General features: G+C 73.2%; 21 protein-coding genes. 10 read left to right on the top strand and 11 right to left on the bottom strand.

What is annotated here, in order from left to right; genetic code table 11:
• Nucleotides 1–184 precede the first annotated feature (184 nt).
• Nucleotides 185–1192, top strand: coding sequence for a helix-turn-helix transcriptional regulator (locus IH54_RS0129090; RefSeq protein WP_159012128.1), 1008 nt, complete (start codon nucleotides 185–187; stop codon nucleotides 1190–1192).
• Between the two features lie 211 nt (nucleotides 1193–1403).
• Nucleotides 1404–1778 (top strand): hypothetical protein, encoded by a 375-nt coding sequence (locus IH54_RS46310; protein WP_199923483.1) that lies wholly within the window; start codon nucleotides 1404–1406, stop codon nucleotides 1776–1778.
• A gap of 158 nt (nucleotides 1779–1936) precedes the next feature.
• Here IH54_RS46310 and IH54_RS45775 read toward each other — a convergent pair whose 3' ends face one another.
• From IH54_RS45775 to IH54_RS0129075, 3 genes are all read right to left on the bottom strand, one after another.
• A complete protein-coding gene (locus tag IH54_RS45775) occupies nucleotides 1937–2161 on the bottom strand; it encodes a hypothetical protein (RefSeq protein WP_159012127.1) in 225 nt (74 codons plus the stop codon).
• Between the two features lie 398 nt (nucleotides 2162–2559).
• A complete protein-coding gene (locus IH54_RS0129080; RefSeq protein WP_031522480.1) occupies nucleotides 2560–3051 on the bottom strand; it encodes a glutathione peroxidase in 492 nt (163 codons plus the stop codon).
• The gene (locus tag IH54_RS0129075; RefSeq protein WP_052397987.1) at nucleotides 3048–3788 is read right to left on the bottom strand and encodes a pentapeptide repeat-containing protein; all 741 of its coding nucleotides are present in this window, start codon (nucleotides 3786–3788) and stop codon (nucleotides 3048–3050) included. Before IH54_RS0129075 ends, IH54_RS0129080 begins: the two co-directional genes overlap by 4 nt.
• A 479-nt stretch (nucleotides 3789–4267) precedes the next feature.
• Here IH54_RS0129075 and IH54_RS0129070 point away from each other — a divergent pair, with 479 nt between their 5' ends.
• Both IH54_RS0129070 and IH54_RS0129065 read left to right on the top strand, forming a co-directional pair.
• A complete protein-coding gene (locus IH54_RS0129070; protein WP_031522475.1) occupies nucleotides 4268–5650 on the top strand; it encodes an FtsW/RodA/SpoVE family cell cycle protein in 1383 nt (460 codons plus the stop codon).
• On the top strand, nucleotides 5647–7122 hold the full coding sequence (locus tag IH54_RS0129065; RefSeq protein WP_031522472.1) for a penicillin-binding transpeptidase domain-containing protein: 1476 nt from the start codon (nucleotides 5647–5649) through the stop codon (nucleotides 7120–7122). Before IH54_RS0129070 ends, IH54_RS0129065 begins: the two co-directional genes overlap by 4 nt.
• 61 nt (nucleotides 7123–7183) lie before the next feature.
• Here the strand turns inward: IH54_RS0129065 and IH54_RS0129060 are convergent, their stop codons facing one another.
• From IH54_RS0129060 to IH54_RS0129050, 3 genes are all read right to left on the bottom strand, one after another.
• The gene (locus IH54_RS0129060; protein ID WP_031522470.1) at nucleotides 7184–8050 is read right to left on the bottom strand and encodes a polysaccharide deacetylase family protein; all 867 of its coding nucleotides are present in this window, start codon (nucleotides 8048–8050) and stop codon (nucleotides 7184–7186) included.
• A gap of 267 nt (nucleotides 8051–8317) precedes the next feature.
• Entirely contained in the window at nucleotides 8318–9496 is a 1179-nt protein-coding gene (locus IH54_RS0129055) for a CapA family protein (protein ID WP_078862608.1), read from the bottom strand.
• A gap of 17 nt (nucleotides 9497–9513) precedes the next feature.
• On the bottom strand, nucleotides 9514–10626 hold the full coding sequence (locus IH54_RS0129050) for a ferritin-like domain-containing protein (RefSeq protein ID WP_031522465.1): 1113 nt from the start codon (nucleotides 10624–10626) through the stop codon (nucleotides 9514–9516).
• 244 nt (nucleotides 10627–10870) lie between these two features.
• Between IH54_RS0129050 and IH54_RS0129045 the strand changes: the two genes are divergently transcribed.
• Both IH54_RS0129045 and IH54_RS0129040 read left to right on the top strand, forming a co-directional pair.
• On the top strand, nucleotides 10871–11773 hold the full coding sequence (locus tag IH54_RS0129045; RefSeq protein WP_031522463.1) for an AurF N-oxygenase family protein: 903 nt from the start codon (nucleotides 10871–10873) through the stop codon (nucleotides 11771–11773).
• 128 nt (nucleotides 11774–11901) lie between these two features.
• Nucleotides 11902–12504 carry a 3'-5' exonuclease gene (locus tag IH54_RS0129040; RefSeq protein WP_031522461.1) on the top strand — a complete coding sequence of 201 codons (603 nt, stop codon included), beginning with the start codon at nucleotides 11902–11904 and terminating at the stop codon, nucleotides 12502–12504.
• On the opposite strand, the gene IH54_RS0129035 is transcribed toward IH54_RS0129040, so the two are convergent.
• Nucleotides 12505–13203 (bottom strand): TetR/AcrR family transcriptional regulator, encoded by a 699-nt coding sequence (locus tag IH54_RS0129035; protein WP_043182593.1) that lies wholly within the window; start codon nucleotides 13201–13203, stop codon nucleotides 12505–12507.
• Between the two features lie 100 nt (nucleotides 13204–13303).
• Here IH54_RS0129035 and IH54_RS0129030 point away from each other — a divergent pair, with 100 nt between their 5' ends.
• From IH54_RS0129030 to IH54_RS0129020, 3 genes are all read left to right on the top strand, one after another.
• On the top strand, nucleotides 13304–13543 hold the full coding sequence (locus tag IH54_RS0129030; protein ID WP_031522456.1) for a hypothetical protein: 240 nt from the start codon (nucleotides 13304–13306) through the stop codon (nucleotides 13541–13543).
• 124 nt (nucleotides 13544–13667) lie between these two features.
• Nucleotides 13668–15299 (top strand): chitinase, encoded by a 1632-nt coding sequence (locus tag IH54_RS0129025; RefSeq protein ID WP_031522454.1) that lies wholly within the window; start codon nucleotides 13668–13670, stop codon nucleotides 15297–15299.
• A 340-nt stretch (nucleotides 15300–15639) separates the two neighbouring features.
• Nucleotides 15640–16941: a C40 family peptidase gene (locus IH54_RS0129020; RefSeq protein ID WP_052397986.1), complete on the top strand. Its 1302-nt coding sequence runs from the start codon at nucleotides 15640–15642 to the stop codon at nucleotides 16939–16941.
• An 18-nt stretch (nucleotides 16942–16959) separates the two neighbouring features.
• On the opposite strand, the gene IH54_RS0129015 is transcribed toward IH54_RS0129020, so the two are convergent.
• Genes IH54_RS0129015 through IH54_RS0129005 form a run of 4 tightly spaced genes read right to left on the bottom strand, consistent with a single transcriptional unit; the run spans nucleotide 16960 to nucleotide 20933 of the window.
• Nucleotides 16960–17568 carry an ATP/GTP-binding protein gene (locus IH54_RS0129015; RefSeq protein WP_031522450.1) on the bottom strand — a complete coding sequence of 203 codons (609 nt, stop codon included), beginning with the start codon at nucleotides 17566–17568 and terminating at the stop codon, nucleotides 16960–16962.
• Nucleotides 17549–17848 (bottom strand): DUF742 domain-containing protein, encoded by a 300-nt coding sequence (locus IH54_RS48155; protein WP_107060290.1) that lies wholly within the window; start codon nucleotides 17846–17848, stop codon nucleotides 17549–17551. The genes IH54_RS0129015 and IH54_RS48155 overlap by 20 nt, the downstream gene beginning before the upstream one ends.
• The gene (locus IH54_RS0129010) at nucleotides 17848–18330 is read right to left on the bottom strand and encodes a roadblock/LC7 domain-containing protein (protein ID WP_031522448.1); all 483 of its coding nucleotides are present in this window, start codon (nucleotides 18328–18330) and stop codon (nucleotides 17848–17850) included. Before IH54_RS0129010 ends, IH54_RS48155 begins: the two co-directional genes overlap by 1 nt.
• A 14-nt stretch (nucleotides 18331–18344) precedes the next feature.
• A complete protein-coding gene (locus IH54_RS0129005; RefSeq protein WP_159012124.1) occupies nucleotides 18345–20933 on the bottom strand; it encodes a nitrate- and nitrite sensing domain-containing protein in 2589 nt (862 codons plus the stop codon).
• A gap of 512 nt (nucleotides 20934–21445) precedes the next feature.
• On the opposite strand from IH54_RS0129005, the gene IH54_RS0129000 reads away from it, so the two are divergent.
• Complete coding sequence (locus IH54_RS0129000) at nucleotides 21446–22216, top strand: hypothetical protein (RefSeq protein WP_031522445.1); 771 nt, start codon at nucleotides 21446–21448, stop codon at nucleotides 22214–22216.
• Nucleotides 22217–22309: the final 93 nt, after the last annotated feature.

Raw genomic sequence — 22309 nt, 5'->3', positions numbered from 1 at the left:
CCTTTCGCCCGGCCGGCACTCGTTCCTACCAGGAAACGTGGCGCGACCGCGACGCCGGGGTGTCCGAACCGTGATCTCACCCATGGCAAGGGGCCCATCCATTGCTAGAGTCGGTATAGGGTGCGGTTGCCACCTTGCAGGCAGCTGCACGTTTCGGCGCACCGCGCGACGAAAGAGGGAATCCGTGGCCAATTCGGTGAGGGGTGGTGGGCCGAATGCGGCCGACATCGGGCTCGCCCTTTATCAGACACTGCGCAGTCAGGGGTCCGTCGCCCCGGACAAGGCGGTGGCCGCGCTCGGGCTGACCGAGGCCGAGGCGGAGGCGGGCTGGCAGGAGCTCCAGGAGCTGGGCCTCATACGCCCGAGCGACGGTTCGGGCGCGGTGGACGCGGTCGAGCCGGACACCGCCCTGATCGAGCTGCTGGCCCGGCAGCGGGCGTCGCTGCGGCGCCAGCGCGACGAGCTGACCTCGATGGTCTCCGCCGCGGAGTCGCTGATGGAGCGCTACCGCCCCGCGGTGCTGCGGGAGAACGCCGAGATCGAGGTCGAGCTGCTGACCCGGGACCACAGGCGGCGCCAGTTCCTGCGGGACTTCGACGCGACGATCACCGAGACGGCCAGCTGGATGCACCCCGGTCCGCTGCCCTCCAGCGAGGTTCTGGCGAGTTCCCTCACTGCCGACAGCGAACTCGTCGCGCGCGGCGTCAAAGTCCGCGCTATTTATGGCCAGAGCATTAATTCAGCACCCAGGCAACGTAAATACCTGTCGGATCTGGCTGCCGCCGGAGTGGAAGTCCGCCTCGCTCCGCAGGTGCCTTTCGACCTACTGATGGCTGATACACACAGCGCTTTGGTATTGGCGAATCCCGATGAACCACTGGGCCCCGCCATCGTGATCAGAGGGCCCGCCCTGGTGCGTTCGTACGTGGCAATGTACGAGGATTGCTGGCTGCGTTCGGTCCCTTACAGTGCGAACACGTCCCCCGGCCTGGAATCCGACAGCGAGCTGACCGAACAGCACCGTACGACCATGAGGCTGCTGGCCAACGGCCTGACGGACGAACGGATCGCCCGGAAACTCGGGGTGTCACTGAGGACCGTGAGCCGCCTGGTTTCCGAGATCATGCGCTATCTTGAAGCGGACAGCCGATTCCAGGCGGGAGTCCTCGCGGCGGCTCATGGTCTGATCTGACGCGCCTCAGGTGACGCGATCAGACCGGCGCATTCACGCCATGGCAGATATACGCACATGCGCCACCTGGTTCGGTGCAGGTTGCATTTGCCATCATTGGGAAAGTCATGTGTCCCTACTTCATAGTGAGCACGTCACACTCTCTGCCCACCTAAGGATTACGATGTCGCGGATCCGGCGTTCGACCCATGTCTCCGCTGTAGCAGCACTGGTGCTTGCTCTGTCGTCGGCTGCCGGCACGGCTGTTGCCGCCGACTCCTCCTCCGCACCCGCACCGGCGCCCGCCCCCGTCGCCAAGACCGGCTCCGTCTCGCCTGACGGCTGGTTCCCGGGAGCAACGCCTGCGGGATGGTTCCCCGGTTCCACCACGACGGTCACCCCTGCCGGGTGGTTCCCCGGCCTGGCACCGGCGGGATGGTTCCCCGGCTCCACCACCACGGTCACCCCTGCCGGGTGGTTCCCCGGCCTGGCACCGGCGGGATGGTTCCCCGGCTCCACCACCACGGTCACGCCTACCGGGTGGTTCCCCGGCTCCACCACAGCGGTCGCCCCTACCGGATGGTTTCCCGGCACCGTCCAGGTCTGACCCGACCCGAGCACACACCGCCGGGCCCGAGCGCACCGCCGAGGGCACGGACACAGCACCGCGCGGCCCGTGATGATTCGCGGACCGCGCGGTGCTCTGTGCATTTTCTTGTGGGGGGATGATTCCCTACGGCCGGTGGGCCTGGGTCGGGGCTCGGGTCAGGACCCGACGGGGGCCGTCGCGGCCATGAGGGCTTCGTGCGGCCTGGCGACGGCCAGGGCGCGTTGGAGCACAGTGTCGATGTCCGTCGCCGCGTCGTCGGCCGCGGGGTGCACGGCGAGCCAGCCGAGGTGGCGACGGAGGAAGGCCGCGAGGGCCGGCACCGTCCGCAGGGGGAGGCGGACGGTGCGGCCCTCGACCATCAGATCGGCCCAGGAGGTCAAGGTTTCTCGAATGGCAGCGCGCGCCTCGACTGCCGGCCCGTTCAGGGGGATGCCGGGCCGGTCAGTGCCGGACAGTCTGTCGCCGGGGTCCTGCGCTGCTACGAGTGCGACCTCAAGCTCGCCGTATACCCGGGGAAGCAAGGCGAGCTGCCGATCCAAACGCTCCTGGCAAGGAACGCAGAGTGCAGGGTCCGTGTCGACACACAGGTGGCCGGTTCGGAACCCGTAGTCGTGCACTCCTTTGTCCCTTCTCGTTGCCGGGGCGGTGATTACAGACAACCAGCAGGGCCGGTTCCGGACAATGTCCTGGAACCGGCCGGATCCTGCCATGGCGCGTTCGCGCATCTAGGGCACCTTCGCCGCTGGTCAGCCGGGTGGTTGCCACCCCGGCCGGTGGTTCAGCGGGGCAGGTTTGCCTCGATCGCCCCAACCACCTCGTCAGCCTCGGGAACGACGCGCGGCCGGAAGCGGGCCACGGCCTCACCCGAGCCGCTGATCAGGAACTTCTCGAAATTCCAGGTGATATCTCCCGCTTCGCCCTCGGCGTCGGCCAGCTGCGTCAGCTCCGCGTAGAGCGGGTGCCGGTTCGCACCGTTGACGTCCGCCTTGGCGAGCAGCGGGAAGCTGACGCCGTAGGTCGTGGAGCAGAAGGTCGCGATCTCCTCGGCGCTGCCGGGCTCCTGGGCGCCGAACTGGTTGCAGGGCATACCGACGACCGTGAAGCCGCGGTCGGCGTACTGCTTCTGCATCCGCTCCAGGGCCTCGTACTGGGGGGTGAGGCCGCACTTGGACGCGACGTTGACGAGCAGCACGACCTTGCCGGCGTGCTCGGCCAGCGTGGTGGCGGTGCCGTCGAGGGTCTGCAGCGGGATGTCGTGGAGGGTGCTCATCGGCGGGGGCTCCTTCTGCTTGCGGCCCGGGTGCGGGCGCTGGACGCGCGCCCTGCGGGCGCGGCGGGCTCGGCCACGGTCAGGCCGAGGGTCTGGGCGAGGGCGGGTGCGAGGTCGAGCAGCTGCGCGGGGGTGATCACCGCGCCGCGCAGCGACTCGTAGCCGTCGGCCAGGTCGATGGTCAGGGCGCCGCGCAGGTCGGCGTCCTTGAGCGCGGCGCGGCCGAAGCGGGCCTGCTCGATACGGGTGCCGGGGAAGGTCACGCCCTCCAGCCGGGCCTCGCCGAAGTCGACGTCGCGCAGCACGCAGTCCTCGAAGACGACGTCGTGCAGCGCGGTCGCCCGCAGGTTGACGGAGTCGAGCTTGCAGCGCACGAACGTGACGCGGCGCAGCACCGCGTCGTACAGCTCGACGCCGGCCAGCGAGCTGCCGAGGACGGCGGTGTCCAGCCACTGGCCGCCGGCCAGGGTGCAGCCGGTGAGGCGGCAGCCGGACAGCCAGGCGTCGTTGAAGCGCGCCCCGCGCAGGTCCGTGCCGGACAGCACGCAGTCGGTGAGCGCGGACTCCAGGAAGCGGGCCCCCGCGGCCCTGGCGCCCTCGGGGGCGTGCAGGCCGTCGAGGTGGACGGTGTCGTAGTCCCCCTCGACCTCCAACCCCCCGCTGTGCGGGACGAGCACGGCGGCGTACGGCAGATCGGCGAGGCTTTCCGCCACGGCGGCGCGGGGCTGTGCGGTCACCCCGCCACCCTACGCGCGCCCCCCGACACCCCGGGGACACCGCCCGCGCCCCCCGCCGGGGGCCGAGCGGTTCGCGCTGCCGCGCCGGGCGGGCGGTTTGCGCTGCCGCGCGAGGGGCTCGCGCTGCCGCGCCGAGCCAGCGTTTTTCAGGGGCGCGGGGAACTGCGCGAGCAACCCACCACCGGCCGGTGGTCCGGTACGAAACCGAACTGCCCCTTCGGGCCGGTGACGACCCGCGCCCCGGTGGGGGTGGGCCGCGCAGTTCCCCGCGCCCCTGAAAAACGAGTGCCCCGCGCAGCACGCGCACCCTCCCCGCCCCGGAAAACGCTCGCCCCGCGCAGCACGCGCACCCTCCCCGCCCCGGAAAACGCTCGCCCCGCGCGGCAGCGCGAAACGCTCACCCCCGCGCGGGGGCGTCCGGCGCGGCCCGGCGGGCGACATGACCTATATGTCGGCCCCGCCTTGCTAGGTTGCGGGGCATGAGCGCTACGTCGGCGAAGACCGCGCCCGCGGCGGAGCGGGCGGCGGGGGCGCCGCGGCGCGGCCGCGGAGTGGAGCTGTCGCTGACCGTCGCGGCGGTGCTGGTGTCGGTGTACGGCTACGCGGAGGTGGGCCTCGCGACCGCGGGCGCGGTCCCGCCGGACGCCGCCGGGTACGGCGCCGGGCTCGCGCTGCTCGCGATCCTCGCGCACCTGGCCGTACGCGCCCGCGCCCCGTACGCCGACCCGCTGCTGCTGCCGATCGCGGTGCTGCTCAACGGGCTCGGCCTGGTGCTGATCTACCGGCTGGACCTGGAGCCGTCGCTCGGGCCGCGCGCCGCGCCCGCGCAGCTGGTGTGGTCGACGCTGGGCATCACCCTGTTCGTGCTGGTGGTGCTGGCGCTGGACGACCACCGGGTGCTGGCCCGCTACGCCTACCTGGGGGTGACGGCGGCGCTCGCGCTGATGGCCGCGCCGATCTTCTTCCCGCCCGTCAACGGCGCCAGGATCTGGATCCGGGCGGCCGGATTCTCCCTCCAGCCCGGCGAGTTCGCGAAGGTGCTGCTCGCGGTCTTCTTCGCCGCCTACCTCGCGGCCAACCGCGCCGCGCTCGCGTACACCGGCCGTACCGTCCTCGGGCTGCGGCGGCTCCAGCTGCCGACCGGGCGGGTGCTGGGGCCGGTGCTGACGATCTGGCTGCTGAGCGTCGGGGTGCTGGTGCTGGAGCGCGACCTCGGCACCTCGCTGCTGTTCTTCGGCCTGTTCGTGGTGATGCTCTACGTGGCGACCGGGCGCACCGGCTGGGTCGCGGTGGGCCTGCTGCTGAGCGCGGCGGGCGCCTTCGCGGTCGGCTCCCTCGAACCGCACGTGCACGGGCGGGTCGAGGACTGGCTGCACCCCTTCGCGAGCGTCCGCGCCGGGCTCGGCCCCGGGCAGCTCGCCCAGTCCCTCTACGCCTTCGGCAACGGCGCGGTGCTGGGCACCGGACTCGGCCAGGGGCACTCCGCGCTGATCGGCTTCGCCGCCAAGTCCGACTTCGTCCTCGCCACCGCCGGGGAGGAGCTGGGCCTGGCCGGACTGTGCGCGCTGCTGGGCCTGTACGCGCTGCTGGTCGCCCGCGGCCTGCAGGCCGGGCTCGCACTGCGCGACCCCTTCGGGCGGCTGCTCGCGGTGGGGCTCGCGGCGATCGTGGCGCTCCAGGTCTTCGTGATCACCGGCGGGGTGACGGACCTGATCCCGCTCACCGGCATGGCGATGCCCTTCCTCGCGCAGGGCGGCTCGTCGGTCGTGACCAACTGGATCATCGTGGCGCTGCTGATCCGGCTCAGCGACAGCGCGCGCCGCCCAGCGCCACCGCCGCCGCGAGAGGACACCCCCCTGTGACCCGCTGCATCCGGCGCTGCGCCGTGCTGATCCTCCTGCTCGCGCTGGCGCTCCTGGTCAACGCGGTGCGGGTGATGGTCGTCGAGTCCGGCTCGTACGCCGCCGACCCGGCCAACCGGCGGATCGCCATCGCCCGCTACGCGCACCCGCGCGGCTCCATCCTGGTGGGCACCCGGCCCGTCACCGGCGCCCGCGGCACCGGCGGCCAGTTGGCGTACACCCGCACCTACCGCGACGGGCCGCTGTACGCGCCCGTCACCGGCTTCGCGTCGCAGACGTACGGCACCTCGCTGCTGGAGGGCACCGAGGACGGGCTGCTGTCCGGCACCAGCCCGCAACTGGCCTCGGCGCCGCTGTGGAACGAGATCACCCGCAACCGGCAGCGCCCCGGCGACGTCCACACCACGATCGACGCCGCCGCCCAGAAGGCTGCCTACGCGGGGCTCGCGGGCCGGCGCGGCGCGGTCGCCGCCCTCGACCCGGCGACAGGCCGGATCCTGGCCCTGGTCACCTCGCCGTCCTACGACCCCGGGCTGCTGTCCGGCACCGGCGAGGCGGTGGCCGAACAGTGGCGCAAGCTCAACGACGACCCGGCGCAGCCCATGCTGGACCGGGCGATCCGGCAGACCTACCCGCCGGGTTCGGCCTTCAAGGTGATCACGGCCGCGGCGGCGCTGGAGTCGGGCGCGGTCACCGACCTCGCGGCGCCGACCGACTCCCCCGACCCCTACCGGCTGCCCGGCACCACCTGGTCGCTCACCAACGAGGGCCGCGGCTGCGCGGACGCGAGCGTACTGGACGCCTTCCGGGTCTCCTGCAACACCGTCTTCGCCAAGCTCGGCGCCGACGTGGGGCTCCGCGCGATGGTGCGGCAGGCCCAGGCCTTCGGCTTCAACGACACCGGACTGCGCATCCCGCCGGGCGTCGCGAAGAGCAACTTCGACACGAAGATGAGCCCGGACCAGGTCGCGCTGTCCTCGATCGGGCAGTTCGACACCACGGCCACCCCGCTGCAGATGGCGATGGTCGCGGCGGCCGTCGGCGACGGCGGCGAGCTGATGCGCCCGTACCTGGTCGACCGGGTCACCAACCACTCCGGCACCGTGGTGGCGCGTACCGAGCCGGAGCTGCTGCACCGGGCCGTCTCGCGCTGGACGGCCGGGCAGCTGCAGCAGCTCATGGAGGCCGTCGTGACGGACGGCACGGGCACCAACGCGGCGATCCCGGGCGCGGTGGTCGGCGGCAAGACCGGCACCGCGCAGCACGGAGTGGGCAACAAGGGCACGCCGTACGCCTGGTTCATCAGCTACGCCCGGCCGCGGGGTGCGAGCCGGGCGGCCGTGGCCGTCGCCGTGGTCGTGGAGGACGCGGAGGCGGCCCGGGCGGACATCTCCGGCGGCGGCAGCGCGGCGCCGATCGCCCGCGCGGTGATGCAGGCGGTGCTGGCGGCGCCGCGCCCGTACGGCGGCTGAGCGGTTCTGCGCGGCGGACCGTTCCGGCAGACCCTTTCGGCGGACCCTTTCGGCGGAGCTGTCAGCGGACCTTCGGGAAACTGAAGGCGTAGTGCTGCTGGGCCAGCCAGGTCAGCGACTGGTCGAGGGCGGCCACGGTCTGCGAGCGGTCGCCGCCGCCGTCGTGGAAGAGGATCGTCGGGCCGTTGCCGATCTCCGACTTGACCGTCGCCACGATCGTCCCGACGCCGGGCCGGGAGAAGTCCTTGGTGTCGACGTTCCAGCCGAGCGGCCGCATGCCGTGCTGCGCGGCGAGCTGGCGACTGGCGGGCGTGAAGGCGCCGCCGGGGGCCCGGTAGTACTGGACGGGGGCGTTGCCGGACGCCTCCTCGATCATCGCGAGCGCGTCCAGGATCTCCTTCTGCTGGTACGCGACGGGCTTGTGGTCCATCGACTCGTCGTGGGAGACGGTGTGGTCGCACAGCCGGTGGCCCTCGGCCACGATCCGGCGCACCAGGTCGGGATGGGCCTTGGCCTGCGGGCCGATCATGCAGAAGGTCGCGTGCACATGGTGCTTCGTGAGCACCGCCAGGACCTTGGGGGTCCACACGGGGTCGGGGCCGTCGTCGATGGTGATGTTGACGGCCTTGCCGGGTATCTCGGCCGCGTGCACGATGTCGACCGGCACCGGGGCGACCGGCGGCGCGGACGTGGTCGGCTTCGACGACGGCTTGTGCGGGGCCTTGGAGTGCCCGCCCTTGCCGCCCTTGCCGCCGTCCTTGCCGTCCTTGCCGTCCTTGCCGCTGTCCGACTCCTCGGCGTTCTTCGCGTTCTTCGCCTTCCCCGTCGTCGCGGCCGCGGCGGTGCCGCTGCTGCCGCCGCCCGGCGCGACCAGCGCCGACACCACGGCGGCGAGCACGACCACCACGACCGCCACCCCGACCACCATGGCCCGCGGTGCGCTCTTGATCCGTTCCGGCGTCAGCCGCCCGGCCGTTGTCCGCCAACCCGTCATGTTGTGTGACCGCCCGCCCACTTCGTCGCCCGACGTCCCGTTTCCCGCGGATCAGCGTCCCTCACCTGCTCCGCGAACGGATAGATGCGGTCGCCCACGGTACGGTTCCGCGACGACAACGCAACCCAGGGGTCGTTACAGGATCCGGACGTATCGTCGTATCGCCCCCTCCCCTCCCCCTCCATGGTGCGACGAAACGGTTCAGCTCGGCGGGGCCTTGAGGCCCGTGCAGCCGCGCAGGCCCTCGTAGCGATCGGTGATCGTGCGGCCCGCGGCGCCGGTCTGCGGCTCGGGCACGCCGTTGCCGTCGACCAGGGCCGGGGTGAAGACCGCCTTGGCGACCTTGCCGCCGGTGACGGTGAGGGTCGTCACGCCGGTCTGGTCGGAGTGCGGGTAGGGCGAGGAGCCGTACCAGAGGAAGTTGCCGAAGCCGTAGGCGACATAGGTCGGGCCGAGCATGCCGGAACCGAGCATGACGTGCGCGTGCGTGCCGACGACGGCGGTCGCGCCGGCCTCGGACAGGTCGGCGGCGATGGACTTCTGCTCCGGGCCCGGGCAGCTCTGCCCCTCGGTGCCCCAGTGCAGGTAGACCACGACGACGTCGGCCTGCTTCCTGGCGTCCCGCACGGCGGCCAGCAGCTTGGGGCGGTCCAGCGCGGAGGCTATGCCGGGGCGGTCCGGCCCGGCACGGAACGCCTGGTTGGTGTAGTCCTGCACCTGGCTGGCGGCGACCACGGCGAGACGCACCCCGTTGACCGTGGTGACGTACGGGCGGTAGGCGGCGGTGTCGTCGGGACCGATGCCGACGACGGGTATCGGCGAGCTGCGCTGGGCGGCGAGGCTGTCGGTCAGGCCCTGCGGGCCGTAGTCGACGGCGTGGTTGTTGGCCATCGTCACGGCGTCTATGCCGGAGCGCTGGAGGGCGCCGAGCGCGTCGGGCGAGGTACGGAAGTGGTACTTCTTCGGCTGCGGGGTGCCGCGGGTGGTGATCGCGGTCTCCAGGTTGACCATCGAGAAGTCCGCGGCCGTCAGCGCCTGCGACATCGGGCCGAGCGCGGGGTCCACGCCGAGCCGGTTCGCGGTGCGCTCGGTGAAGTGGACGTCGCCCGCGAAGGCGAGGGTGATCGTGCCGGCCGGCTCGTGCGCAGCCTTGGTCGCCGTGACCGTGTCCGTGGCGGACGCGGGCGGGGCCTTGGTGTCCGTCGCCCGCGGGGTGGCCGCGGCCCCGGCGGGGCTGCCGCCGCGGCCGAGCACCGCCCAGCCGGTCGCCACCGCGGCGACGACCACCACCGACAGGCCGACTGCCGTGTTCCTGCGGCGCCGGCGGCGTGCCTTGGCCCGGCGGGCGGCACGCCGCGATATCGGCCCATCATTGGTCATCGGACAAGCGTACGGTCCTACTCCGACGCTTCGGCCCCCTGGGCGACGGTTTCGGTTACTTCGGTCACCCGGGCCTGCTCCTCCGCGGCGAAGCGCTCGGCGTCCATCCGCTCGGCGATCTCCTCGTCCTGCGTCATGAGCAGGTCCAGGCTGGAGTCGCCCAGTTCCAGGACGCCGAGGTCGACGTAGGCCTGCTGGAGTCGCGGGCCCCACAGGCCGATGTCCTTCACGCACGGCACGATCCGCGAGAAGAGCAGCTTGCGAAAGAGCCGCAGGAAGTCGGAGGACTCCGTCAGCTCGGCGGCCTCGGCGGCGGGGATGCCGAAGTTCTCCAGCACCTCCAGGCCGCGCAGCCGGTTGCGCATCAGGTAGCAGCCCTCGATCACGAACTCCTCGCGCTCGCGCAGTTCGGCGTCGGAGAGCTGCTTGTAGTAGTCGCGCAGCGCCATCCGCCCGAAGGCGACGTGCCGGGCCTCGTCCTGCATGACGTACGCGAGGATCTGCTTGGGCAGCGGCTTGTCGGTGGTGTCGCGGATCATGCCGAAGGCGGCCAGCGCCAGGCCCTCGATGAGCACCTGCATGCCCAGGTAGGGCATGTCCCAGCGGGAGTCGCGCAGGGTGTCGCCGAGCAGCGACTGGAGGTTGTCGTCGATCGGGTAGAGCATGCCGATCTTCTCGTGCAGGAAGCGCCCGTAGATCTCGGCGTGCCGGGCCTCGTCCATGGTCTGGGTCGCGGAGTAGAACTTCGCGTCGAGGTCGGGCACCGACTCCACGATGCGCGCGGCGCACACCATCGCGCCCTGCTCGCCGTGCAGGAACTGGCTGAACTGCCAGGAGGCGTAGTGCTGACGCAGCAGGGCGCGGTCGGCCTCGTTCATCGCGACCCAGTAGCGCGAGCCGTAGAGCGACATGGCCTCGTCGGGGGTGCCCAGCGGGTCGTACGGGTCGACCTCCAGGTCCCAGTCGATCCGGCGCATGCCGTCCCACTGCTTGTCCTTGCCCTTCTGGTAGAGGGCCAGCAGCCGGTCGCGGCCGTCGTCGTACTCCCAGGTGAAACGCGCTGCGCCCTGCGCCGGTACCTCCCAGGACCACTCGGCGGGCTCGGTGGTGTAGCGGCCTTGCGTCGACATGGGGCGGCTCCCTTTTTCTCCGCTCTCTCGCCTCCGGGCGCTCAGGTCCGGTGTCGACGGTCGATCGCGCCCGGTCGCTCGTTCCTCGCGACCTCCGCGCGTTCTCCCTTTCGGCACCGGCGCGCCCGTTGGCTCGCTCGCTACCCCGGCCGGTTCGTGCGCGGGGTCTTGACGGGCTTGTTGACACAGAGTCTCATAAGACCCGTACCGCTGGTAACCCTCGTGCACCGGAGGCCCGTTCAGCATGGACGCCACACTGACCGACCGCGAGAAGACCGCGGAACGCCTGCTCGCGGCGTCCGCGAAACACTCCTTCGACCCCGACACCGAACTCGACTGGGACGCGCCCTTCGAGGAGGGCCGCTGGTTCTGGCCGCCCGAGTTGCTCTCGCTCTACGACACCCCGCTGTGGCACCGGATGACCGACGAGCAGCGGATGGAGCTGAGCCGGCACGAGGCCGCGTCGCTGTGCTCGATCGGCGTGTGGTTCGAGACGATCCTCATGCAGCTGCTGCTGCGCCACACCTACGACCTCGACCCGACCAGCGGCCACGTCCGCTACGCGCTCACCGAGATCGCCGACGAGTGCCGGCACTCCAAGATGTTCGCCCGCGCGGTGACCAAGCTGGGCACCCCGGCGTACCGGCCGAGCCGCTTCGACCAGCAGCTCGGGCGCGTCCTGAAGACCGTCTCGACCACGCCCGGCTCCTTCACCGGCACGCTGCTGGCCGAGGAGATCCTGGACTGGATGCAGCGGCTGACCTTCCCGGACGAGCGCGTCCAGACCCTCACCCGCGGCATCACCCGCATCCACGTCGTGGAGGAGGCGCGGCACATCCGCTACGCCCGCGAGGAGCTGCGGCGGCAGATGGTCACCGCCCCGCGCTGGGAGATCGAGGCCACCCGCCTCACCTCCGCCCAGGCCGCCCGCGTCATAGCCCGCTCCCTCATCAGCCCCCGGGTCTACGCCGAGGTGGGCCTCGACGTGAAGGAAGCCGTCGCCGCCGCCCGCACCAGCCCCCACCGCCAGGACGTGATGCGCCAGTCCGCGAAGCGCCTGATGGACTTCTTCGACGAAGTCGGCCTCATCCGCGGCCCCAGCCGCCGCATCTGGAAGGCCTCGGGCCTGACGCCGCTCCCCGCCTGACAACCGGGCCGGCGCCCCCGCCGGGAGTTCCGGCCCTCGCGCCGCCACGGCCGGAGCAGGCCCCGCCGCTACCGTCGGCAGGGCCGGGCGCCGATCGGGTGGCCGGCGGGGAACGGAGGTGCGACGCCATGGACTTCGGCACCTGGCCGCCGCTGCTGGTCGTCGACGTCGAGGGCAACGGGGCGAGCCCGCCGGACCTGGTGGAGGTCGCCGCGCTGCCCGTACGGGGCGGCGAGCCGGACACCGGTACGGCCGGGTGGTGGCTGATCCGGCCGCCCCGGCCGGTCACGCGCTTCGCTGCCCGCGTGCACGGCCTGACCGACGAGGTTCTGGCCTCGCGCCCCTCGTGGCACGAGGTCGCCGGGCAGGTGCGCGTGCTGCTCGGCGGTGTGTGGATCGCCGCGCACAACGCCCACGTCGACCACCGCGTGCTGTCCGCGCACCTGCCCGGCTGGGAGCCCGCCGGGGTCGTCGACACCCTCCGCCTGGCCCGCGCCGCCCGGCCGGGGCTGCCGTCGTACACGCTCGACAGCCTCGTCGAGCACCTCGCGCCCGGCCTCCGCCAGGCCCCCGACCGGCGGCACCGCGCCCGCTTCGACTCCTACGCCACCTCGCTGCTGCTGCTCGATCTCGCCAAGGGCTACGAAACGTGGGACCAACTGGCCGCGGTCGCCGTGCCGCCCGGCCTCACCGGCGTTTCCCGGCCCGACGGGGAACCCACCCTGTGGTGATCATGCTTTGTCGAAGAGGTGGGCCGCGGCGGGGGCGAGGGTGGTCAGGCGGGTGAGCAGCACGCCCGCAGGGCTCTCGCCGGTCTCCTGGGGGAGTGCGGCGACGGCCGCGCGGGCCGCTTCCTGGTCGGTCGTCGCGGTGACCAGGAGGAGGCCGGTGAAGTGGTCGACGAGCCAGTCGCGCAGCTCGGTGCGCGACGGCTTGCGGCCCTCGTCGATCCACATCAGGGACACCGCCTCGACCGAGGCGATCCACGACCGGACCATCATCGCCAGCCGCGGGCCCGGCTGCGAGACGCCGAGGTGGTGCAGCACCTGCTCCGCGGCGCGGCGCCGCACGCCGTCGACGATCGCGCTCGTACGGCTCGTCTCGGCGACGCTGCCGCCGCCCAGCAGGGCGCCGTACGCGGGGGCGTGCTCCTCGACGTACGCCAGGTAGCGGTCGAGCGCGGCGGACAGCCGCTCGGTCGGCGGGCCTTCGGCGGCGACGGCGAAGCGCCCGATCAGCTCGTCGGCGGCGCCGAGCACCGCGGCCTCGTAGATCTGCTGCTTCCCGCCGGGGAAGTAGCGGTAGACCAGCGGGCGGGACACGCCCGCGGCGGCGGCGACGTCGTCGATCGAGACGTCCTCCGGCCGCCGGTGGCCGAACAGGTCGACGGCCGCGGCCAGCAGCTGCGCGCGGCGGGCCTCGACGTCCATTCTCCGGTAAGCCACCGCCCCACCTTAGGGCCTGCGGCCCGGATGCACGTTCGGGCGGCGCCTCGCGCGGGGCGGTGCGGCCCCGTGGGAAGGTGGCGGCGTGAGGCATGAGGAGACGGAGTTCACCGGGGGGCCGCTCGACGGGCGGGTCATCGAGGTCGTCGTGGGGATGACGGGGCAGCCGCCCAAGGAGTACGTCGTGCCCGTGGAGGGGCGGACGTACGTGTACCACCGGGTCCCCGGGGTGAAGGGGGAGAACCGGACGCCGTGGGTGTTCCGGTACGACCCGGAGGGCAAGCGGGCCCCGGGCCCCAAGTGGCCCTGGTCGCGGCGGCGCTGACAGCGCGGGGGATTTGGTCCGGACCATTGACACGATTGGTCTAAACCTGTTTGCTGCGCGGTAAGCCCACGGGCGACCGCACGGCACACTCCCCCGCACCGCACCCGCGAAGGAGCATCCCCCCATGCTCAGCACGCTCAGCAGGAAGAGACCACTCGCCGCGGCGTCGGCCGCGCTCGCCGGCGCCCTGGCCGTCGGCGGCCTGGTCGCCCTCGCCCCGTCCGCGAGCGCCGGGGAGTTCCTGGCCAACGGCGGCTTCGAGTCCGGCAGCCTGACCGGCTGGACGTGCGACGCCGGCGCCTCCGCCGTCACCGGGCAGGCGCACAGCGGCTCGTACGCGCTGAAGGCGACGCCCTCCGCGTCCGCCACCGGCCAGTGCAAGCAGACCGTGAGCGTCGCCCCGAACACCACGTACACGCTGACCGCGCAGGTCAACGGCTCCTACGTCTACATCGGCGTGGACGGCGGCACGAGCACCTGGACGCCCGGCAGCGGCGGCGGCTACACGCAGCTCAGCGTGTCCTTCACGACCGCGGCCACCCAGACCAGCGCCGCCGTCTTCGTGCACGGCTGGTACGGGCAGCCCGCCTACCTCGCGGACGACATCTCGCTCCAGGGCCCCGGCGGCGGCACCACCACGCCGCCCACCACCCCGCCGACGACTCCCCCGACCACGCCGCCGACGACCCCGCCCACGACTCCCCCGACGACACCGCCCACCACCCCGCCGGGTGGCGGGAGCCTGCCCACCCACGCGCTGGTCGGCTACCTGCACGAGACCTTCGCCAACGGCTCGGGTTACACCCGCCTCGCGGACGTGCCCGACAGCTGGGACATCATCGACCTCGCCTTCGGCGAGACCAGCTCGCCGACCTCCGGGCAGATCCACTTCAACCGCTGCTCGGTCAGCGAGTGCCCCTCGGTCGAGTCGGACGCGGACTTCAAGGCGGCCGTCAAGGCCAAGCAGGCCGCGGGCAAGAAGGTGCTGCTGTCGATCGGCGGCGCCAACGGTGAGGTCCAGCTCACCTCGACCTCCGCCCGGGACGCCTTCGTGTCGTCCGTCAGCGCGATCGTCGACCAGTGGGGCCTGGACGGCATAGACATCGACTTCGAGGGCCACTCGCTGTCGCTCAACACCGGCGACACCGACTTCAAGAACCCGACCACCCCGGTGGTCGTCAACCTGATCTCGGCCCTGAAGACCCTCAAGGCCCGCTACGGCAGCGGCTTCGTGCTGACGATGGCGCCGGAGACCTTCTTCGTCCAGCTCGGCTACCAGTTCTACGGCTCGGGCCCGTTCGGCGGCCAGGACCCGCGGGCGGGGGCGTACCTGCCGGTGATCTACGCACTGCGGGGCGACCTGACGCTGCTGCACGTCCAGGACTACAACTCCGGGCCGATCATGGGCCTGGACAACCAGTACCACACGATGGGCGGCGCGGACTTCCACATCGCCATGACGGACATGCTGCTCACCGGCTTCCCGGTGGCCGGCAACACCGCCAACATGTTCCCGGCCCTCGCGCCCTCCCAGGTGGCCATCGGCCTGCCCGCCTCGACCACCGCGGGCAACGGGTACACCGCGCCCGCCGCGGTGGACCAGGCCCTGGACTGCCTGACCAGGAAGACCAGCTGCGGCAGCTACGCCACCCACGGCCAGTGGCCCGCCCTGCGCGGCCTCATGACCTGGTCGATCAACTGGGACCGCTTCAACAACGCGGAGTTCTCCAAGAACTTCGACAGCTACTTCGGCTGACGCCCGCGATCACCCCGCGGTAGCCCCCCCAGACGCGTACGGCCCGGTCCCGAGGGCGGTGACCGGGCCGTACGCCCCATCCCCCCACGCCTCCCCCGAACCCCCACCCCCGCGGTCCGCCGCCGGGAGTGGGGGTTCGAACGTTTACAGGGGTGCCCGGTGTGTCGCTGCGGGCGCGGAACCGCAGACGCGGGCAGGGTCGTGGAAGACATGGGGCAAGCGATGAGGCAGTCCTGCCGAACCGGGCGACTCCCCGGGGCGGAATGACACGCTCCGGCGGCCGAAGATATGACAACCTATGACACGCTCATGAGGGCCCGTCATGTGGGAGGACAGGTTAATGCCGGTGGCACGCAACACCAGGTCCTGGCAGCGCTCGGCGGCTGTGTGCAGCGCACTGCTCGCCTTGGCGGCGCTGTCGCTGCCCGCGGCGCAGTCCGCCGCCGCCCGCCCGTACGAACCGCCGCCCGCCACCACTCCCCCGGTCGCGCCCAGCACCCCGCCCACGGCCACCCTGGGCTCGCTGCCCACGCCCGGCGCCACCGCCGACCCCGACTCGCTGCCGCAGCTCCTGACGCAGCTGCAGACCCTCTACCAGCAGTCGGAGGCCGCCACCGAGTCGTACAACCAGGCCAAGATCACCGCCGACCGGCAGCGCACCAAGGCCCGGTCGCTGGACGGGCAGCTCGCCGCCGCCCGCGCCGAGGTCGCCGCCGGGAAGGACCAGGTCGGCCTGCTGGCCCGGGAGCTCTACCGCACCGGCGGCCTGTCGCCGTACATGGCCATGCTGGGCGGCGAGGACCCGCAGGACTTCTTCGGCAACCTGCACCTCGCGCAGCGCACGGTCGACACCCAGCAGGCGGCCGTCGACAACCTGACGGCCGAGCAGGACCGGCTGGCCGGGCTCAACGCGCAGGCGCAGAAGGCCCTGGACGCGGCCCAGACCGCGCAGAACACGCAGGCGGCGAAGAAGACCGAGATCGAGACGAACCTGCGGCAGGTCGAGTCGCTGCTCGCCGGGCTCAGCGGCGTCCAGATCAGCGAGCTGGAGGCGCTGGAGGAGAAGGGCGCGGACACGGCGCAGCAGGAGTTCATGGACTCCAAGCCGCTCGGCAGGGACGCGGCCGTGCGCGCGCCCTCCGCGAAGGGCGACGCCGCCATCGCGTACGCCTTCGCACAGCTCGGCAAGCCGTACGTGTGGGGCGCGGTGGGGCCGGACTCCTTCGACTGCTCGGGCCTGACCTCGCAGGCCTGGGGGCACGCGGGCCTGCCGATCCCGCGGACCGCGGAGGAGCAGTGGGCGAAGCTGCCGCGCGTGCCGCTGTCGCTGCTGCGGCCGGGCGACCTGGTCATCTACTTCCCGAAGGCCACCCATGTGGCCCTCTACATCGGCAACGGCCTGGTCGTGCAGGCGCCGCACACCGGCTCGTACGTGAAGATCTCGCCGATCGGCGCCAACCCTGTCCTGGGCGCCGTCCGCCCGGACATGGGCGCGCAGCCGCTCGCGCACTACAAGCCGCGCAAGGCGCCCGCCGTGAAGGCGCCGGTGACGGCGAAGGGCACGAAGGCGGCGAAGGACACGACGAAGGCCGCCGGCAAGGACCCGCAGTCCGTGAAGGACCCCGTCACGTCGCAGAAGTGACGGCCCGTCTGCCGGTGGCTACAGCGGCTGGTCGGCGAGCGCGTGCGTGACGAGGGAGAGCAGCGCGTCGACGACGGAGCGGCGCTCGCGCGCATCGATGATCTGCACCGGGATGTGCGACGGCACCGCGAGCGCCTCGCGCACGTCCTCCGAGGTGTAGGGGTACGTGCCCTCGAACTGGTTGACGGCGACGGTGTACGGCAGCCCGGTGCCGTCGAAGTAGTCGAGCGCCGGGAAGCAGTCGGCCAGCCTGCGGGTGTCGGCGAGCACGATCGCGCCTATCGCGCCGCGCACCAGGTCGTCCCACATGAACCAGAAGCGCTGCTGGCCGGGGGTGCCGAAGACGTAGAGGACGAGGTCCTCCTCCAGCGTGATGCGGCCGAAGTCCATGGCGACGGTCGTGGTGACCTTGTCGGGTGTGGCGCCCAGGTCGTCCAGTCCCTCGCTGGCCTGCGTCATGACCGCCTCGGTGGTCAGCGGGGTGATCTCCGACACCGCGCCCACGAAGGTGGTCTTGCCCACGCCGAAGCCGCCGGCCACCACGATCTTGGTGGAGACCGGCGCGCGGTCCTGCTCAACCGGCCAGGTGTGCAGGCCGTTCTGGCGGTCAGAGCCTGCGTAGTCCACTGAGCACCCTTTCGAGCAGCGCGCGGTCGGGGCGTACGGACCCGTGACCGGTACCGTACACGCGAATTCTTCTCTGTCCGGCGAGATCGCCGAGCATCGGGCCCCCGGCATTGCCGGCGAGAGCCCGGCGGCCGGTCAGAGCGTACGGGCGCACCCGGTGCGACCTGCGGTCGGCACGGTCCGCCCGCGCGAGGTGCGGTGTGCGGTACGGAAGCGGGGCGTACGCCGGCCGCGGCGGGACGCAACCGGGCGGGGGCGGCCCCCAGTCGGCCGCCGCCATCAGCGGGCGCCCCCGCCGCCCGACTGGCGCAGCTCGCTGCGCAGCGCGGGCGTCAGGACGTGGCCGGCGCGGCCGACGAAGAGGGCCATCTCGTAGGCGACGACGCTCAGGTCGCAGTCCGCGGTGGCGTGCGCGCCGAGCAGCGAGCCGTCGCTGATCGACATCACGACCAGCACCCCGCCGGACATCGCGACGGTGGTCTGCCGGACCCGCCCGCCGTCCATGAGCTGTGCGGCGCCGACGGTGAGGGAGGCGAGCCCGGACACCACCGCGGCCAGGTCCATCCGGCCGCTGCCGGCCAGGCCCGGGTGCGCGGGCGGCGGGACGTCCGGGCCGGGATCGTCGCCGTCCGGCTCGGAGCCGCACAGCAGCAGGCCGTCGGAGGACACGACCGCGACCGAGCGGATGCCGTGCACCTCCTGGACCAGATTCCGCAGCAGCCACCGGAAGTTGCGGGCCTCATGGCTGAGGGCCCCGGTCATCGTGTCGACCACGCTCAACGGGTCGCCTCCTCAACGGATCCTGCGGTGTCGGTGTGCCCCTGCGGCCCCGCCTGCGGCGGGTGCTGCGGCTGGTACGGGTCCGAGCCGCTTGCGCGTACGGCGTCGGCCTCGCGTACGGCGTCGGCGCGGCCGGCCTGCAGCCCGCGCTGCAACCCGGCGAGCCTGCGCCGCAGTTGGTCCGCGTCGACCGGTGCGGGGGGCGGCACGGCCACCGGCCGTACCGCACCGCCCGCACCGCGCGGCACGCGCTGCGGAAGCCCGTGCGGGCCGGTTATGGGCGCCGCGGGGGCGGCGGCCTGCGCGTGCTCGGGCGAGGCCGGCTGCGGGGCTGCAGGGGCCGCCGGGGCGGGTGCCGGGCGCGCCGGGAGGGACGTGCCGTGAGCGGGGGTCGGGTGCCCGGGTACGGCGTCGGGGCGCGCGGGCGCCTCGGGTGCCGTGCGGGCGGGGTACGGGGACGTCAGCCTGTCGAGCCCGAACGGGCCCTCGGGGTAGGACACTTGGGCCGGGACGTAGGTGGCCGGCGTACTGGGGGCCGGGGCGCTCGGGGTCGGGGTCTGCGGGGCGTACGGCTGCGGTCCGGGGGTGTGCGGGGCCGGGGACGGGTGGCGGCGCGGGTCGCCGCCGAAGCCGGTGACCGCGGTCTCCAGCGGCACGAAGGGCGCCTCGTCCGGGCCGACCGGCGGGACGATCAGACCCGGCAGCAGCACCACGGCCTGCGTGCCGCCGGACGGCAGCGCGTGCAACCGCACCTGGACGCCGTGCCTGCGGGCGAGCCGCGACACCACGTACAGGCCCATGCCCGCCACCGCGCCGGGCGGCGCCGGATCGGGGGCGGCGAGCAGCGCGTTGAGCTCGGCGAGGCGCTCGGCGGGCACGCCGATACCGGCGTCCTCGACCGCGACCGCGACCTCGCCGGTCTCCAGCAGCCGTCCGGACAACAGGACTTCGGTGTCCGGCGCGGAGAACCCGGTGGCGTTGTCGAGGAGTTCGGCGATCAGGTGGGCCACGTCGTCGGCCGCCCGGCCCGCGACGCGCGCCCCGGGCAGGACCTGGATGCGGACCCGCTCGTAGCGCTCGATCTCCGAGATCGCGCCGCGCACCACGTCGACGAGCGGCACGGGGCTGGCGGTGGCGCCGTGGCTGTGTTCGGTGCCGCCGAGCACGAGCAGGGTCTCGCTGTTGCGGCGCATGCGGGTCGCGAGGTGGTCGAGCTGGAAGAGCGTGCCGAGCCGGTCCGGGTCCTGCTCCTGGTCCTCCATGCTCTCGATGAGGGCCAGTTGGCGCTCGACCAGGCCCAGGGTGCGCAGGGAGAGGCTGACATGGGACATGTGCGCGGCGTCCCGCGCCGCCGCTGCCGTCAACTCCCGGTCCAGTTCCGCGATATGGGTGACCATCTCGTCGTGGGCCCGGCGCAGGGCGTCCTTCTCGGCCACCGCGCCGGCCAGCGCGCCGCGGGTGCTCTGCGTGGTGCCGCGCTGCGCCGTCAGCTCGTTGCCGAGGTCGGCGGTACGGGCGCGGAGCGCCTGCGCCTCGTGCGTCAGGGCGTTGGCGCGGCGGGCCACGGCGGCGAACTCGTCCTGCCCGACGACCTGCACGCCGCGCCCGCTCGCCGCGTCCGAGCGGGCCCACACGTGCAGGGCCGCGAGCGGCCGGGTCAGGCTGCGGAAGAGCGCGACGAGTACGCCGGCGAGCAGTACCAGGCACCCGGCGGCGAGCGCGATCCGCAGCTCCAGCACGGTGACCGCGTGGTTGCGGTCGGCGGCGGCCGCGGCGGCCCGGTCGGTGGCCGCGGAGGCCTCGACGCTGCGGATCAGCGCGAGCCGGGCGGTGAGGTCGGCGCGGACCTTCTCCGCGCCCAACGCCCTTGCCGCGCCGGTCAGTTCTGCAGAGCCGAGCAGCGCGGTGGTGTCGGAGTCGGCCTGCGCGGCGTCCGGGCCGGTGACCGTGCTGTCGTAGCGGTCGCGCAGCGGGCGGTCGGCGGTGGCACGGAAGTCGGCGATCCCGGCACGCTCCTGGAGCCGGGCGGCCTGGGCGGCGGCCACCAGTCCGGGCTGCCCGCCGCCCGCGGTGAGGGCGCCCGCGAGCAGCCCGCGCTGGAGGGCGGCGGCGTCGGCGGCGCGGGTGAGGGCGGCGGCCGCCGGGCCCGCCGCCTGCCGTGCGAGGGCGTCCAGCAGCGGCTGGTAGGCCGTCACGACCGTCTGCACGCCCGCCCCGCCGCCGTGCGCGGCCAGGGCGGCGCGGCGCACACCGGGGAGCGTGCCGAGCGCGGCCCGCAGCTCCTCGCCGGGGCCCGCGGCGAGCACGTCCTGGACCTGGCGGTCGGTGCGGGTGCCGTCCTGCGCGGGCACGGCGCTGCCGGGCCTGCCGGCGGCGACGAGGGCCGCCAGGTCGTCCCGCTCGTCCCCGAGGTCCTGCGCCAGCACGGTGGTGCGCTGCGCGAGCCGGGCGTCGCCCGTCCGGTCCTGCGCCGACGTCAGGTCGCCGACGCCGAGGGCGACCCCGGGCGCCGCGGCGGCCAGCACCGTGCCCGCGCACACCAGCAGGGCGGCGAGCATCCGCTGCCTGACCCGCCGTTCACGCACTTGACGTCGTCTACGCACTTCGGGCTCGCAATCACGTATCGCCGGCGGGGGATTCCCCAGGGAATATGCAGGGGTGGTTCCGACCCTTGCAGTCCCGCCAGGAGGGGAGCCACGCCTCCCTCCTCCGGACACCCGAACGAGTGAATCGCACGGGCGTCACAGGGGACAACCCGGCACGTGCCCCGAGTTGCCCACCAGTCCCTCCCGTCACGGGGCCGTACTGGCGCGGCGGCCCCCGCCTCTGCCAAGATGCCCTCCCTCCGCGGGCCGGTCCGACGCAGCGTCCGCTTCCGCTTCGCCGCTGCCCTCACGGGCGTTGGGGCGGTTCGCCTGCCGGGCACGCGGGCGGACCGCCGCATCCCGCACGGGCCCGCCGCCCGCCCGCCGCCCGCCCGCCGCCCGCCCAGCGCCCGCCCGGGGACGGCCCGACGGCGGTGTGCCCGCCGGGCACGCCGGGCAGCCGCCCGCGCCCTGCCGGGGGTGGCACATGCGCGTCGCGCACACTGGGGAGCATGCGAATCGAGACGGCGACCGCGCCGGGGACGCCCGGGGCGCCCAACGAGGATTTCGTGGCGGCCGCGATGCCCGCCGGGGGCCACGGCGGGGCACTGGTGCTGCTGGACGGGGTCACCCCGCCGCCCGACAACGGGAACTGCGTGCACTCCGTCCCCTGGTTCACCGCACGCCTCGGCGGCCACCTGCTGGAGCTGTCGGTTTCACGGCACGATCTGACGCTTGAGGAGTGTCTGTCCGACGCGATCCGCGTGACGGCGGACGCCCACCGTGGCACGTGTGACCTTTCTCACCCTCTGACGCCGCAAGCCACCGTCGTGGCCGTGCGGTGGAGCGCGGCGGAGCTGGAGCATCTCGTCCTCTCGGACTCCGTGCTGCTCCTGGAGGACGCCGACGGCAAGGTGACCGCCGTCCTCGACGACCGGATCGACCGGCTGCGCGCCGCGGGCCGCCGGGTCGCTCCGCTGCGGAACCTGCCGGGGGGCTTCTACACCGCCGCCGCGGATCCGGCCGTCGCCGGGAAGGCGGTGAGCGGGCGCATGCCATTGGGCGCGGTGCGGGCAGTGGCCGCGCTCAGCGACGGGGCCGCGCGCGCGGTCGAGGTCTTCGACCTCGACGACTGGGCGTCGACCTTCGCCCTCCTCCGCGAGCACGGCCCCGAATCCCTCCTTGCCCGCGTCCGCGCCGCGGAATCCGCGGACCCCGACGGCTCCGCCGCCCCGCGGGGCAAGCCCTTCGACGACGCGACGGCGCTTCTGCTGGAGCTCTGAGCCCCCCGTGACGGGTGGTCCCCTTTGCCACGGGACCTTCCGCCGGTGGCCGGTTGCGCGAATCAGCTCAGGTCGCACCCCGGAGCGCCCCCC

The sequence above is a fragment of the Streptomyces sp. NRRL F-5123 genome (genome assembly GCF_000721495.1).
Lineage (GTDB): Bacteria > Actinomycetota > Actinomycetes > Streptomycetales > Streptomycetaceae > Actinacidiphila.
Note: the sequence above shows the minus strand (reverse complement) of the source record. Positions and strands in the feature narration are given on the sequence as shown.